This is a genomic window from Nocardioides sp. WS12, from assembly GCF_014108865.1.
In the GTDB taxonomy this organism is placed as follows: Bacteria; Actinomycetota; Actinomycetes; order Propionibacteriales; family Nocardioidaceae; genus Nocardioides.
Genome location: NZ_CP053928.1, coordinates 537,097 through 551,271, shown reverse-complemented (window position 1 = coordinate 551,271; position 14,175 = coordinate 537,097). Strand labels below are relative to the sequence as shown.

At 70.1% G+C, this 14,175-nt stretch carries 12 protein-coding genes; 9 read left to right on the top strand and 3 right to left on the bottom strand.

From position 1 onward, the window contains the following. Nucleotides 1-37: 37 nt before the first annotated feature. From HRC28_RS02510 to trxA, 7 genes are all read left to right on the top strand, one after another. Nucleotides 38-2,320, top strand: a complete 2,283-nt coding sequence (locus HRC28_RS02510) for a DUF6049 family protein (protein WP_182378626.1) — start codon at nt 38-40, stop codon at nt 2,318-2,320. Continuing rightward, nucleotides 2,317-4,044, top strand: coding sequence for a murein biosynthesis integral membrane protein MurJ (gene murJ, locus HRC28_RS02505; protein WP_237111670.1), 1,728 nt, complete (start codon nt 2,317-2,319; stop codon nt 4,042-4,044). The genes HRC28_RS02510 and murJ overlap by 4 nt, the downstream gene beginning before the upstream one ends. A gap of 64 nt (nt 4,045-4,108) precedes the next feature. Further along, the gene (locus HRC28_RS02500; protein WP_182378625.1) at nt 4,109-6,067 is read left to right on the top strand and encodes a protein kinase family protein; all 1,959 of its coding nucleotides are present in this window, start codon (nt 4,109-4,111) and stop codon (nt 6,065-6,067) included. Further along, nucleotides 6,057-6,776, top strand: a complete 720-nt coding sequence (gene sigM, locus HRC28_RS02495) for an RNA polymerase sigma factor SigM (protein ID WP_237111669.1) — start codon at nt 6,057-6,059, stop codon at nt 6,774-6,776. Before HRC28_RS02500 ends, sigM begins: the two co-directional genes overlap by 11 nt. Nucleotides 6,777-6,818: 42 nt before the next feature. Continuing rightward, nucleotides 6,819-7,637, top strand: coding sequence for a hypothetical protein (locus HRC28_RS02490; protein ID WP_182378623.1), 819 nt, complete (start codon nt 6,819-6,821; stop codon nt 7,635-7,637). 104 nt (nt 7,638-7,741) lie between these two features. After that, nucleotides 7,742-8,725 carry a thioredoxin-disulfide reductase gene (trxB, locus tag HRC28_RS02485; protein WP_182378622.1) on the top strand — a complete coding sequence of 328 codons (984 nt, stop codon included), beginning with the start codon at nt 7,742-7,744 and terminating at the stop codon, nt 8,723-8,725. Nucleotides 8,726-8,779: 54 nt separating this feature from the next. After that, nucleotides 8,780-9,112, top strand: a complete 333-nt coding sequence (gene trxA, locus HRC28_RS02480) for a thioredoxin (RefSeq protein WP_182378621.1) — start codon at nt 8,780-8,782, stop codon at nt 9,110-9,112. A 69-nt stretch (nt 9,113-9,181) separates the two neighbouring features. Here the strand turns inward: trxA and HRC28_RS02475 are convergent, their stop codons facing one another. Then, nucleotides 9,182-9,841 carry a GNAT family N-acetyltransferase gene (locus HRC28_RS02475; protein ID WP_182378620.1) on the bottom strand — a complete coding sequence of 220 codons (660 nt, stop codon included), beginning with the start codon at nt 9,839-9,841 and terminating at the stop codon, nt 9,182-9,184. A gap of 73 nt (nt 9,842-9,914) precedes the next feature. Between HRC28_RS02475 and HRC28_RS02470 the strand changes: the two genes are divergently transcribed. Both HRC28_RS02470 and HRC28_RS02465 read left to right on the top strand, forming a co-directional pair. Continuing rightward, nucleotides 9,915-11,129 (top strand): pyridoxal phosphate-dependent aminotransferase, encoded by a 1,215-nt coding sequence (locus tag HRC28_RS02470; protein WP_182378619.1) that lies wholly within the window; start codon nt 9,915-9,917, stop codon nt 11,127-11,129. Between the two features lie 34 nt (nt 11,130-11,163). After that, nucleotides 11,164-12,030, top strand: coding sequence for a lysophospholipid acyltransferase family protein (locus HRC28_RS02465; RefSeq protein WP_237111668.1), 867 nt, complete (start codon nt 11,164-11,166; stop codon nt 12,028-12,030). A 114-nt stretch (nt 12,031-12,144) separates the two neighbouring features. Here HRC28_RS02465 and HRC28_RS02460 read toward each other — a convergent pair whose 3' ends face one another. Together HRC28_RS02460 and HRC28_RS02455 are read right to left on the bottom strand one after the other, a co-directional pair. Then, nucleotides 12,145-13,149, bottom strand: coding sequence for a ParB/RepB/Spo0J family partition protein (locus HRC28_RS02460; RefSeq protein WP_182378618.1), 1,005 nt, complete (start codon nt 13,147-13,149; stop codon nt 12,145-12,147). After that, a complete protein-coding gene (locus HRC28_RS02455; RefSeq protein ID WP_182378617.1) occupies nt 13,146-14,111 on the bottom strand; it encodes a ParA family protein in 966 nt (321 codons plus the stop codon). The genes HRC28_RS02460 and HRC28_RS02455 overlap by 4 nt, the downstream gene beginning before the upstream one ends. Between the last annotated feature and the right edge of the window lie 64 nt (nt 14,112-14,175).

Sequence of the window (14,175 nt, the reverse complement as noted above, 5' to 3'; positions counted from 1 at the left end):
CCGCTGACGCGCGGGGTGGCCCCACTACCCTCGGGGGGTGGTCGTCCGTCGTTCTCCCCTGCGCTCTCTCGCGGGTGGGCTGACCGGACTCCTGCTCGGCGCGACCGTCCTGGCCGGCCCGGTGGCCAGCGCCGACGACAGCGCCACGGCTGCCTATGAGGGCGGTGCCAACTCCTCCAGGACCGCCGCTTCAGGCCCCGACGACGACGGCGACGACGCCCCGCTGGCGATCACCATCGACGAGATGACCCCGGGCGGACTGCCACGCTCGGGGCCGCTCGTCGTCCGCGGGACGATCACCAACGTCGGCCTCGAACGGTGGGAGGACATCAGCCTCTACCCGATGTTCAACTCCGGCCCGGGCTGCGAACTCTGCGCGGGCGTGATGACCACGTCGGCCGAACTCGAAGTCGCTGCCGAACTCGACGCCGAGGCGCCGGTCGGCAATCGCCACACCGCGGTGCAGGCGCAGGTCAGCGCCCTCGTGCCGGGCCAGGTGGCGTCGTACACCTTGCGCATCCCGCAGGCTGCGTTGCGGATCCTGTTCCCCTCACCGACGCCCGGCGTCTACTGGTTCGGCGTCCACGCCCTCGGCGCGAGCGCGAGCACGCCGCGCGACCTGATCGCCGACGGCCGCGCGCGGACCTTCCTGCCCTACGTCCCCGGCAGCGTCGACGGAGTCGTCGAGACCGCGGTCGTCGTGCCGCTGCGCGCGCCGGTCACCCACGCCAGCGACGGTTCCCTCAGCCGTACGACGGCCTGGCAGGAAGCACTCACCCTCGACGGCCACCTGGCCGGACCGCTGGCCTTCGGCGCGGCCAGTGGGCTCAACCCCGTGACGTGGCTGGTCGATCCCGCTGTCCTCGACGCCGTGCGGCACCTGTCCCTGCGCAACCTGCCGCGCGACGTCGCGCCGACGCCCGATCCCGAGGAACCCGCGGCGAGCGACGAACCCTCGGACGACGAGGACGAGGAACCCGCCGGCGAGAAGGACGAGCCCGGCCTACCGGCCGACCATCCCCTGGTCAGCGCCGCGACCTCGTGGCTGCTCCAGGCCAGGACCGCCCTCACCACCGACGCCGTCGCTGCGCTGCCGTACGGCGACCCTGACCTCTCCGCTGCCGCCCACCACCTGCCGAGCCTCTACGGCACCGCCCGCGAGCACCCGAGTGCCGAGTTCGACGCCTGGGACGTGGAACCGCTGCCGGTCGTGACCGGCCCCGACGGCTACCTCGCCCCGACCGGGATCGACACCGTCGATGACGGAGCCGCCGTGCTGCTGGGCGACCAGATGTTCCCGACCGAGACCTTCTCCGGTCGCGCGCCGACGAACGGGCTGATCGGCGACCGTCCGGTCGTCGTGACCGCGACGACCGCCGCGACCGGCGGCCCCGGCCCCGACCCGGTCACCGCCGCGGTCGCGCTGCGCCAGCGGATCCTGAGCGAGGCCGCGGTGCGGGTGCTGGGCGCGAAGGGGCAGGCCCCCGAACCGCTCGTCGTGGTCCTGCCGGACACCATCACCGCCACCAACGCCGCGTCCTTCTGGACCGGTCTCGACGCCGCCTGGCTCGACCTCACCGATCTCCGTGCGATCGTCGCCGCAGCACAGCCAACCGAGGGAGCCGGCACCGACGAGAGGCAGGTCGACGCCGGCGCGCTGACCTATCCGAAGTCGCAGTCCCGGGCCGAGGTCAGTTCCAGTGTCCTGATCGAGGCCGGTCAACTGATCCGGGCTGCCCGCTCGTTCCAGGCGATCCTCGGCGACGAGTACGAGATCGGCGACGAGTTGATCGCCGAAGCACTCGCCGGGTCGTCGTACGCCCTGCGCGGGGACCGCGACGCCGCCGTACGCCTGACCCGCACGCGGCAGTGGATCGAAGAGCAACTCGGCCAGGTCACCATCGACGCGCCCAACGGCGTGACCCTGTCCGGCACGTCCGGCGGCTTCAGCGTCTCGGTGCGCAACGCGCTGCCCTACCCCGTCACGGTCAACGTCGCCGCCAGCACCGACGACGGCGCGACCATCGGCATCGCCAATCCGGTCCGGCTCGCAGCCAAGAGCCGTACGTCGGTCCCGATCACCGCCGACATGACCCGCACCGGCGTCCACAACGTCACGCTGCGCCTCACCGACCCCGAGGGCGAGCCGATCGGATCGGACGACGCGCTGCCACTGCGCTCGGGCCAGGTCGGCGTCGTCATCTGGATCATCATGGGCACCGGCGCCGCGATCCTGTTCCTGGCGATCGGCATCCGCCTGGCCCGCCGGTTCCGGAGGCGCACCGAGCAGGACGCCGAGGCCGTCGAGGCGACCTCGTGAGCGACGCCCCCGACACCCCTGACACCTCCGTCGGCACCTCCGCCGACACCGGATCCGCCGAACAGAAGCGGATCCTCGCCAACACCGCCGTGATGGCGGCCGGGACCGTGCTGTCGCGGTTCAGCGGCCTCATCCGGGCGACGTTGCTGGCCGCGGCGCTCGGCGTCTCGCTGCACGCCGACATCTTCACCATCGCCAACACCGTCCCGAACATGCTCTACATCCTGATCGCGGGTGGTGTGTTCAACGCGGTCCTCGTGCCGCAACTCGTCCGGGCGATGAAGAACGACACCGACGGTGGAGCGGCGTACATCGACCGCGTGATGACGCTCGCGATCTGCTTCCTCGCCACCGTGACCGTGCTGCTGGTCGTGGCAGCACCGTGGGTCATGCAGGTGATGCTGAGCGACAAGTTCAGTACGCCGGAGCTCGCGGCACAACGCCAGTCCGCGATCGACTTCGCACGCTTCTGCCTGCCGCAGGTCTTCTTCTACGGGATGTTCGCGCTGATCGGGCAGATCCTGAACAGCCGCGGGAAGTTCGGGCCGATGATGTGGGCGCCGATCGCCAACAACATCATCTCGGTCGCGGTGCTGGTGGCCTACCTGGTCGTCTTCGGCGCGGCCACGAAGTCCGAGCAGCAGGGCGCGTTCAGCCAGAACCAGGAACTGGTCCTCGGCATCGGCTCCACCCTCGGCATCGCCACCCAACTCCTGATCCTGGTGCCCTACCTGCGCGCCGCCGGCGTCCGTTACCGCCCACGCTTCGACTTCCGCGGCGTCGGCCTCGGCCAGACCTTCAAGCTCGGCGTCTGGACCGTGCTGTTCGTGGTCGTCAACCAGATCGCGTACGTCGTCGTGGTGCGCCTCGCGTCGGGCGGTACCGCCTCCTCGGCCGAGGGCACCGGCATCACCATCTACTCCAGCGTGATGCTCGCGGTGATGGTGCCGCACTCGGTCATCACCGTCTCGCTGGCGACCGCGATCCTGCCCCGGCTCTCGGCGTCCGCCGCGCGCGGCGACCTCGCCGCACTGGGTGCCACGCTCGGCAGCACCCTGCGCTCGGCGCTCGTGGTCGTCGTACCGTTTGCGGCGTTGCTGCCGGCCCTGGCGCTCCCGTTGGCAACGGTGCTGTGGGGCCACGGGGCAACCGCCGGCAAGGCGGGCCGGTTCGAGCCGTCGATGGTGCTCTTCGGACTGGGCATCGTGGCCTTCACCGTGCACTACCTGGTGCTGCGCGGGTTCTACGCCCTGGAGCGCAACCGCGCGGTCTTCTTCGTGCAGTGCGTGATCGCCGCGACCAACATCGGCCTCGCCACCCTGCTCGTCAGCCGCGTCGACGACGACCACACGGCACCGATGCTGGTCGTCGCCTACACCGGCGCCTACACCGTGGGTGCCACGATCTCGACCATCGTCCTGCTCCGGTTGCTGCGCTCGGCCGATGCAACCGCGCCGCGCCCGGTCGCCGACTGGTTGGGGTTCGTGCTGCGCCTGCTCGTCGCCGCCGGGGTCGTGCTGGGCATCAGCCTCTTCCTCGACCTGGTGGTCACCGACACCATCGCCGAGTTCGTGACGGATCCGCACTGGACGTGGTCGGTCCTCGAGGCCGCGATCGTCAGCGCGGGCGCCGGTGGTGCCTTCCTCGCCGCGGCCCAACTGCTGCGTCTGGACGAGGTGACCTCGGTGGTCGCCACGGTGACGGCACGCGTTCGGCGCAGGTGACCCCGCTTGGTCTCGGCGGTCTCCTAGGATGACAAAGGATCCGAAGGGATCGGAGGGGGACAGGGTGGCGACGTCGACGCGGTCGGGCGATGTGCTCGCTGACCGCTACCGGTTGATCGACCTGCTGAGCGAAACGGGCAGCGGGCGATTCTGGCGAGCGCGCGACGCCGTCCTGGAACGCTTCGTCGCGCTGCACGTCATCGCCGAGGACGACCCCCGGGCCCCGGGGCTCTTCGAAGCCGCCCGTACGTCGGCCTCCGTGCTCGACCCGCGGATCCTGCGGGTCCTGGACGCCGAGAGCGAGGACGGTCGCTCCTTCGTCGTCAACGAGTGGGGCACCGGGATCTCCCTCGACATCCTGGTCACCAACGCCGGTCCGCTCGGCCCGCGCCGGGCCGCCTGGCTGGTGGCCGACGTCGCCTCCGCCATCGCCCGGGCCCACGCCGCTGGTGTCACCCACGGCCGGCTGAACCCCGAGAACGTGCTGATCGACCGCTACGGCTCCGTGCGCATCATCGGCATGTGCGTCGACGCCGCGCTGCACGGGTTGCCGCCCGGCGAGGTCCGCGGCGACCTCGAGGACCTCGGCGGACTGCTCTACTGCGCGCTGACCGGCACCTGGCCGGGGCCGTCCGGTTCGATCGTCCCCGCCGCGCCCCGCGAGAACGACGCCTTCCTCAGCCCGCGCCAGGTCCGCGCCGGTGTGCCGAAGCCGCTCGACCTGCTCTGGCGCGAGTTCGACTGCACCCAGGACCACGGCCGCCGGCGCCTGATCGGCTCCGACCACCCCGACGTGACCACCGCCCAGGGCATCGCGGCCGAACTGCTCGCCTTCGTCGGCGACCCGGCGGGCATGCCGGACGCGCTGGCCAAGTCGATCCCGCCCATCAACGAACTGCGCCCCGTGTGGCTGCCCGCCGTCCTCGACCCGTTGCCCCACGATGCGTCACAGGACGACCTGCCGGTGGTGCCGCCCGAGCGCGAGGACCCCGCGCCCGTCGTGATCGAGGTCGACGAACGGACCCAGGAGAGCATCGAAGCGCGGCCGGGGCCCGAAGAGCACGAGGACCCGCCCATCCCGCTGGTGTCCGAACTCCCCACCGAGGCCGGCATCCCGCTCTTCGGCGGTGACGACGATGACGTCCAGTGGCTGCGCACCCGCAGCACCCCGCCGCCGCCTCCGCCGCCGTTCGAGGAGCCCCCCGAGCGTCCCCTGTTCGCGCCCGACTCCCCCGATGGTGCCGTCGTACGACGCCCACGGCCCGACGCCGTACCCCTGATGGATCCGCATCCGGGTGATCCCGGGGAGGACGGCGTTCGCCCCCACGGCTACTGGCCCTGGGACCCCAGCGGAGCGCCGGCGACGGATGCCGACGACACGACCGAGTCCGAGGCCGTGCCCGGCCGCAACTGGCTGCGCCTGGCGATGGCCGTGGCGCTCGCCGTGATCCTGCTGGTGGCGGTGGCGATCGCGTTCAACCTCGGTCGCGGCCGTACGGCGCTGGGTGGCGACCCGGATCCGGAGCCCACCGAGCCCTCCACCACTGCGGCCACCCCGCCGGCCGTGATCCCCGGCGTGCGCGCCACCGACTTCGACCCGCTCGGCGAGGACGGGGAGAACCCCGACGGGTTGCCGAACCTGTTCGACGGCGACAACGCCACGAGCTGGAACACGTCGACGTACAAGGACCAGTTCGGACCGCCGCTCGGCCTCAAGACGGGCGTCGGGCTGATCCTCGACCTGGGCCGCAAGCGCGACGTCAGCACCGTCGCGGTCCGCCTCGCCCAGGGCACCGGGACTGTCGAGCTCTACTCGTTCGACAACCCGCCCAGCAACGCACCGACGAGCAAACCGGTCGCCACGGGCACCGGATCCGGGCGACTCGTCCTCGCTCCAGCCGCCGAGGGCGCGACCGCGCCACCCATCACCGGCCGCTACCTTGTGCTCTGGTTGACGGCGTTGCCCGAAGTCGATGGAGACTTCCGGGCCGAGATCTCTGAGGTGGTGGTCCGTGGAGAGTGAGCCCCGCGAGTTGCCCGACTCCGACCTCCTCGCCGCCCACGTCGCCGGCGATGCCGAAGCGTTCGGCATCCTCTTCGCCCGGCACCGCGACCGCCTCTGGGCCGTCGCCCTGCGCACCTGCAGTGACCCCGAGACCGCGGCCGACGGACTCCAGGAGGGCATCATCGCCGCCTTCCGGCGCGCGTCGTCGTACCGCGGCGACGCCCAGGTCACCACCTGGCTGCACCGGATCGTCGTCAACGCGTGCCTCGACCGTCTCCGCTCGGCCAAGGTACGACGAGCAGAGCCCCTGCCCGAGGACCTGGACGAGCACGCGAGCAGTGCCCGCACCACCGTCGGCGACAGCGTCGACCCGGCCGACGCCAGCGTTGCGCTCGAGCGCCGCGACCTCGTCCGCGCCGCACTCGCCACACTCCCCGTCGAACAGCGGGCAGCCGTGGTGCTGGTCGACATGGAGGGGTACTCCGTCGCGGAGGTCGCCCTGATCCTCGACTGCGCCGAAGGCACCGTGAAGAGTCGCTGCTCGCGCGGTCGCGCCCGCCTGGCTGGGCTGCTGGCCGACGTACTCCACGACGGTGGGGACGAGGCCGACGTCACGTCGCCCACGGCCGCGCGCGACGCCGTACCAGGGAACCCCGCGGCGGACCCGCACGTCGGACCCTTGGCGACGCGTGGGCCTCCCCCGGCCGGCGCGCCGACGACCGATTGACTCCGACCGGACCCGGACGGGGTCCGATGACCAGGGGACCTGATGACTGACCCGACCGACAGCACGGACGCCACCGATGCACCGCTGACGCCTGCCCAGGACGCCGCCGTACGACGCGCGCTGGCCGCAGCCGGCGGCCCGGAGCCGATGCCGGAGGAGGTGGTCGCACGTCTGGACACGGTGATCGCGTCCCTGGCCGCCGACCGCACGGTCGCCCCCGACATCTCGCACCCTGAGGACCACCGGGTACTGCCCCTGGACCCGTTCGCCCGGCACCGGCGGGTGCGCGCCCGCTACCTGCTCGCCGCAGCCGCGGTGGTCGTGGCCGGAGCCGTCGGCGCCGGCGTCGTCAGCGACCGCGAAGCCACTGACGACGCCCTGACCGCGGCGGACCAGATGTCCGAGGACGACCCGGCCCGCAGCGGTGTCGCCGATGCCAGCGGCAGCAAGGGCGAGTCCTCGGCCGACGACGACAAGGCCGCAGCCCCGTCCACGGCAGCCCAGGAGGTCGCGCCCTCGGCGCCGTCCGGCCTCGTCGTCGAACCCCGCCGCATCGTGACCGACGAACCCCTGCGCGAGGTGCGGGCCGACCGCCTCCGCGAGGACCTGGTCGCGCTCCAGCACATCACGCTGCCCCACCCGGCGGCCGCCGACTACAGCGGCGCGACGCTCACTGCGCCCAAGGACTTCATGTGCGAGCCGGCCGACTTCGGCCTCGGCTACCTCGTCGGTGTCGAGTACGACGGCAAACCCGCCGTGGTCGCGTTCCGGGACACGGTCGGCTCGACCCAGGAGGCCGAGGTGCTCGCCTGCGGCACCGGCGACGTGCTGCACTCGACCACGCTGGCGGCCACCGGCTGACGTCCTCGGGAGCCACGGACTGACTCCCTCGTCACACAGGGAACAGGTCCGCCTACCATCGGGTTGTTCAGTCGAGCCCACTGTCGACCCAATCGGGGAGTTCCATGTCCACCGCCGCAACGTCCGAGACCCGCAACGTCATCGTCATCGGGTCCGGCCCCTCCGGCTACACGGCGGCGATCTACGCCGCCCGCGCCCAGCTCGCTCCCCTGGTGTTCGAGGGTTCCGTGACCGCTGGCGGCGCCCTGATGAACACCACCGAGGTCGAGAACTTCCCCGGCTTCCGTGACGGCATCCAGGGTCCGGCGCTGATGGACGAGATGCGCGCGCAGGCCGAGCGCTTCGGCGCCGAGCTGATCGCCGACGACGTCATCGAGGTCGACCTCACCGGCGACATCAAGGTCGTCAAGACCGCCGACGCCACCTACACCGCCCGCGCGGTGATCCTCTCGACCGGCTCGGGCTACCGCCACCTGGACCTCCCGAACGAGGAGAAGCTCTCGGGCCGTGGCGTCTCCTACTGCGCCACCTGCGACGGGTTCTTCTTCCGCGAGCAGCACATCGCCGTCGTCGGCGGTGGCGACTCCGCGGTCGAGGAGGCCACCTTCCTGACCCGCTTCGGCTCCAAGGTGTCGCTGATCGTGCGCCGCGACGAGCTGCGTGCCTCGAAGATCATGCAGGAACGCGCGTTTGCCGACCCGAAGCTCGAGATCATCTGGAACTCCGCGGTCGAGACGATCAACGGTGAGGAGTCCCTGGAGTCGCTGACCCTCAAGGACACCGTCACCGGCGAGCTCAGCGAGATCCCCGCGACCGGCCTGTTCATCGCGATCGGCCACGAGCCGCGCTCCGAACTGCTGGTCGGCCAGGTCGACCTCGACGACAACGGCTACGTGCTGGTCAAGCCTGGCTCGACCGCGACCAACATCGACGGCGTCTTCGCGGCCGGTGACCTCGTCGACCACGTCTACCGCCAGGCGATCACCGCCGCCGGTACCGGTTGCGCCGCCGCCCTCGATGCGGAGCGCTACATCGGCTTCCTCGACCACGCCGCCGCAACCGCCGGGAATGTTCCAGCCGACGCGTAAGTTCTCCCATTAGACGTTTCGTTCAAGATTCAAAATACCCCTGAAGGAGCCCTCGTGGCCGACAACATCTCCGCAGTGACCGACGCCGAGTTCGACGCTCAGGTCCTCAAGTCCGACAAGCCTGTCCTCGTGGACTTCTGGGCCGAATGGTGCGGTCCGTGCCGCCAGGTCGCCCCGATCCTCGACGAGATCGCCGGTGCCCACAGCGACAAGATCACGTTCTACAAGCTGAACGTCGACGAGAACCCGGTCACCCCGGCCTCGTACCGCGTCACCGGCATCCCGACGATCAACGTCTACCAGGGTGGCGAGGTCGTGAAGACGATCGTCGGCGCCCGCCCGAAGGCCGCGATCCTCAAGGAACTGGACGAGTTCATCTCGGCCTGACCCGCAAGGTCGTCGAGTAGCCGCGAGGTACGAGCGGCGTATCGAGACGCACGGCAGCCCTCGCTCCTTCTAGGAGCGGGGGCTTCCTGTTTCCCGTGAAACAGGAGCCGGCTTCGGCCGTCGTACGACGCCCACGATCCGCTCCCACGCCGCCTCGACCTCGCCGCGCCAGGTGACCAGCGACCGCATCTCCATCCGCATCCGCGGAGTCCTCGGGTGCGCCCGGTGCGTCTTGAAGCCCACCCGGGCAAGGAATTCGGCCGGTACGACGCACGTGGCGCTCTTTCCGGCCCCCGGAAACGCCCATCCGGTGCTGGCAAACGCCTCCACAGCGCGGATGTCGTCGCGACCGACCAGGTCGCGGGCCATTCCCTGCACCAGGAGCCGTCCCAGACCGGCTCCGGTGTACTCCGGACGCACCCAGGCCGTCGTCAGCAGCACCGCGTCCGCGGAAACGGGCGACGTCGGGAACGCAGCAGCGCCCGGCACGAACGCCGGCGGCGCGTAGACGAGGTAGCCAACCGGTTCGCCGTCGACCAGCGCCACCCGGCCGCAGGAACCCCACTCGCGCAGCACCTCGGAGATCCACGCCTCCTTCTCGCGCGCCCATTCGGCCTCGGGGAGGGCATCGCGGTGCACCGGCTCGCGCTCCCAGAACAGGCACGAGCGGCAGGGCGCGTCGAGGGCCTCGAGCAGGTCGAGGGTCAGCGGAACCGTCGTACGCGCCATTGCGGCCTCCGAACCGGGGGTGCTGTCGATGGTAGTCCCGAAATCCGCTGGCACGGACCTGCGAGAATGCGGTGTGCGCAAGATCCGCCAGAGCCAGAAGCTTCGCAATGTCCGGTACGACGTCCGGGGACCCATCCTCGTCGAGGCCCAGCGCCTCGAGGCTGAGGGTCACCGGATCCTGAAGCTCAACATCGGCAACCCGGCACCGTTCGGGTTCGAGGCTCCAGAGGCGATCCTCGCCGACGTGATCCACCACCTGCCCGAGGCCCAGGGCTACAGCGACTCGCGCGGCATCTACTCCGCCCGCACGGCCGTCGCGCAGTACTACCAGTCGCGTGGACTCAAGGACACCGACGTCGAGGACGTCTTCATCGGCAACGGCGTCTCCGAGTTGATCTCGATGGTGCTGCAGGCGTTCATCGACGACGGCAACGAGATCCTGGTGCCGGCACCCGACTACCCGCTGTGGACCGGCGCCGTGTCGCTGTCCGGCGGCAAGCCCGTGCACTACAAGTGCGACGAGAACAACGACTGGATGCCGGACCTCGCCGACATCGAAGCCAAGATCACCGAGAACACGCACGCACTGGTCATCATCAACCCCAACAACCCCACGGGTGCCGTCTACAGCAAGGACATGGTCGCCAAGCTGGTCGACATCGCGCGTCGTCACGAACTCGTGGTCTTCGCCGACGAGATCTACGAGAAGATCCTGTTCGACGACGCGGTGCACCACCACGCGGCCGAAGCGGCGGGCTCCGACGTGCTGTGCCTGACGTTCAGCGGGCTGTCCAAGGCCTACCGGGTCTGTGGCTACCGCGCCGGGTGGGTGATGATCTCCGGCCCCAAGGAGATCGCCGAGGAGTTCCTCGAGGGCCTCACCCTGATCGCGAACATGCGGATGTGCGCCAACGTGCCCGCCCAGCACGCGATCCAGACGGCTCTGGGCGGCTACCAGTCGATCAACGAGCTGATCGTGCCCGGCGGACGCTTCTACGAGCAGTCCATGCTCGCCGACCGGCTCCTGAACGAGATCCCCGGCGTCTCCTCGGTCCGTCCCCGTGGCGCGCTGTACTGCTTCCCCCGCCTGGACCCCGAGGTCTACGCGATCGACGACGACGAGCAGTTCGTGATCGACCTGCTGCGGGCCAAGAAGATCCTGGTCACGCACGGCTCCGGCTTCAACTGGCCCGCCCCGGACCACTTCCGGCTCGTGACACTTCCCGACGTCGACGTACTCGAAGAGGCCATCGGCCGGATCGCGGAGTTCCTCGCCACGAGACGCTGACACCCGCAGACGGGGTGCCGCCTACGCTCTGCGCATGCGCGACATCACGTACCCGCCCGTCATCGTCACGGCGAAGGTCCTCTTCAAGGCCCTCGGCCAGAAGTTCCAGCTCTCCGGCACCGACAACGTGCCGAAGACAGGCGGAGCCCTGCTGGCGATCAACCACACCGGGTACGTCGACTTCATCTACGGCGGCCTCGGCGCCAACCCGTCCAAGCGGTTGGTCCGCTTCATGATCAAGAAGGAAATGATGGACGCCCCCGGGGTGGGCCATCTGCTGCGTTCCTTCCACCACATCACCGTGGACCGCTCGGCGGGCGCGCAGTCGATGCTCGACGCCAAGGCGTACCTGAAGGCCGGTGAGGTCGTCGGGATCTACCCCGAAGCCACCATCTCCCGTTCGTTCGAGATCAAGGAACTCAAGGTCGGCGCGGTGAAGATCGCGGCCGAGACCGGGGTCCCCCTCATCCCGGTGATCGTGTGGGGCGCCCACCGGCTGATGACCAAGGACCACGAGAAGGACTTCTCCCGCAAGCGCAAGACGATCGCGGTGAAGGTCGGCGAGCCGATGTACCCGACCGGCGAGGACCTCGCCGCCGAGACCGCCGCGCTCCGTGCGGCGATGCAGACGATGCTCGACGAGGTCATCGCGGAGTACCCCGAGGACGAGAAGGCCCCCGGCTCCTGGTGGACCCCCGCCCGCTTCGGCGGATCGGCCCCACCCCCGAGAAGGCCCTCGAGATGGACGCCGCCGAGCTCAAGGAGCGGGCCGCCAAGCGTGCGGCCAAGGCTGCCGAGAAGCGCGCCGGCAAGAAAGGCAAGTAAACTTACCGATATATCGGTTTGTCGCCTTGTCGCTTTGTCGACAATAAGTGTTTCCGCAGGTCAGCCCGGTGGTTGAGGTGCGAGGAGCGTCAGCGACGAGCCTCGAAACCTCCGGACCTGCGCGCAGAACGTCAGCCCCGGGGCTTCGAGGCTCGCTCCGCTCGCACCTCAACCACCGGCGCGAAACCGCTCAGATCGGTCGGTCGTCCCGGTTGCGCGGGTCGATCAGGTCGACGATGCGCTGCAGGTCGCCGGTGTTGGCGAACTCGATGCTGATCTTGCCCTTGGCCTTGCCCAGGTCGATCTTGACCCGCGTCTCGAGCCGGTCGCCGAGGCGATCCGAGAGCTCCACCAGGCCGGGGGCCTTCGGGCGGGCACGCTGCGGACGCGGGGCAGCGCCACCGACGTCACCGACCGCGACGATCTCCTCGAGGCCGCGCACCGAGATGCCCTCGGCCACGACCCGCTGCGCGAGCCGGTCCTGGAGGTCCGCCTCGGAGACGCCGAGCAGCGCCCGCGCGTGGCCGGCGGACAGGACGCCCGCGGCGACCCGGCGCTGGACGGCCGGCGAGAGCTTGAGCAGACGCATCGTGTTGCTGATCTGCGGACGCGAGCGGCCGATCCGCTGGGCCAGCTCCTCGTGCGTGCACGCGAAGTCCTCGAGCAGCTGCTGGTAGGCGGCTGCTTCCTCGAGCGGGTTCAGGTTGCTGCGGTGCAGGTTCTCCAGCAACGCGTCGCGCAGCATCGCGGTGTCTTCGGTCTCCCGGACGATCGCCGGGATGGTGGCGAGGCCGGCCTGCTGGGTCGCGCGCCAACGCCGCTCCCCCATGACCAGTTCGAAGGCGTCCGGCCCGGTCCGTCGTACGACGACGGGCTGGAGCAGCCCGATTTCGCGGATCGAGTGGACCAATTCGGCCATCGCGTCCTCGTCGAAGACGGTCCGCGGGTTGACCGCATTGGGCTTGATGTGGTCGACGGGCAGTTCGGCGAAATAGGCGCCCTCAACGGGCGCCAGACCCGAATCTTCGATCTGAGGGCCTCGCGCGGAATCGGTGGACCCGGGGTCCACGGATGGGCTGGAAGTGGCTCCTGCGGAAAGGTCCGCATCCTGAAATGTCGGGTTGACAGGGGGCGCTGTCGGGATGAGCGATCCGAGGCCGCGACCGAGGCCGCGTCGAGGGGCCTGGGCGTTCACTGGAGGCTGCCCTTCGTGACGATTTCGCGGGCCGCCTCGAGGTAGCTGAGGGCCCCCGGAGAGCCCGGATCGTAGGTCATCACGGTCTGTCCGTACGACGGCGCTTCGGACACCCGCACCGAACGCGGGATGGCGGTCTTCACGACCTGGTCACCGAAGTGGTCCCGAACCTCCTGGGCCACACCGGCAGCCAGGCGGGTCCGGGCGTCGTACATGGTCAGCAAGATGGTGGAGACGGCCAGGTCCGGGTTGAGGTGCGCGCGGACCATGTCGACGGTCTTGAGCAGCTGCCCGAGACCCTCGAGGGCGTAGTACTCGGCCTGGATCGGGATCATCATCTCGGCGCCCGCAACGAGGGCGTTCAGGGTGAGCAGACCCAGCGACGGCGGGCAGTCGATGAAGACGTAGTCGAAACGGTCCTCGCCCACCTTCTCGGCCGTACCGATCCGCGGGTGCGCATCGATGGCCTTCTTCAGGCGCTGCTCACGGGCGACGACGCTGACCAGTTCGATCTCCGCACCGGCCAGGTCGATGGTCGCGGGGACCACCCACAGGCCGGCGGCATCGGGGCACGGCTGGGCGATGTCGGCGATCGCGAGGCCGTCCACCAGGAGCTCGTACGTCGACGGGGTGCCCTGGTGGTGGTCAATGTTCAGTGCGGTCGACGCGTTGCCCTGCGGGTCCAGGTCGATGACCAGGACCTTCTGGCCGAGCTGCGTCATCGCGGCCGCGAGGTTCACGGTCGAGGTGGTCTTGCCGACCCCGCCCTTCTGGTTGGCCACCACGAAGACGCGGGTCTCGGAGGGCCGAGCGAGATGTTCCTGCGGGATGCCGGCGCGCACCAGAACGGTCGCCTGAGCGGCCCGCGCGAGCGGTGTCAGGTCGTCGTCGAAGTCGGCGGCGGCCTCGGCCAACTGTGCCGCGGTACGGACCTGGCTGGACGCCGGCGGAGGGGGAGTCATCGCCGTTTCACGTGAAACGTCGGCACCCTCAACTGCGCCTGTTTCACGTGAAACATGGCCGTCG

Excerpts from the sequence above, each read along its gene's own strand:
- trxB (WP_182378622.1), top strand. The coding sequence starts at position 7,742 with ATGTCCACCGCCGCAACGTCCGAGACCCGCAACGTCATCGTCATCGGG.
- HRC28_RS02490 (WP_182378623.1), top strand. The coding sequence starts at position 6,819 with ATGACTGACCCGACCGACAGCACGGACGCCACCGATGCACCGCTGACG.
- HRC28_RS02475 (WP_182378620.1), bottom strand. The coding sequence starts at position 9,841 with ATGGCGCGTACGACGGTTCCGCTGACCCTCGACCTGCTCGAGGCCCTC.
- HRC28_RS02465 (WP_237111668.1), top strand. The coding sequence starts at position 11,164 with ATGCGCGACATCACGTACCCGCCCGTCATCGTCACGGCGAAGGTCCTC.
- HRC28_RS02455 (WP_182378617.1), bottom strand. The coding sequence starts at position 14,111 with ATGACTCCCCCTCCGCCGGCGTCCAGCCAGGTCCGTACCGCGGCACAG.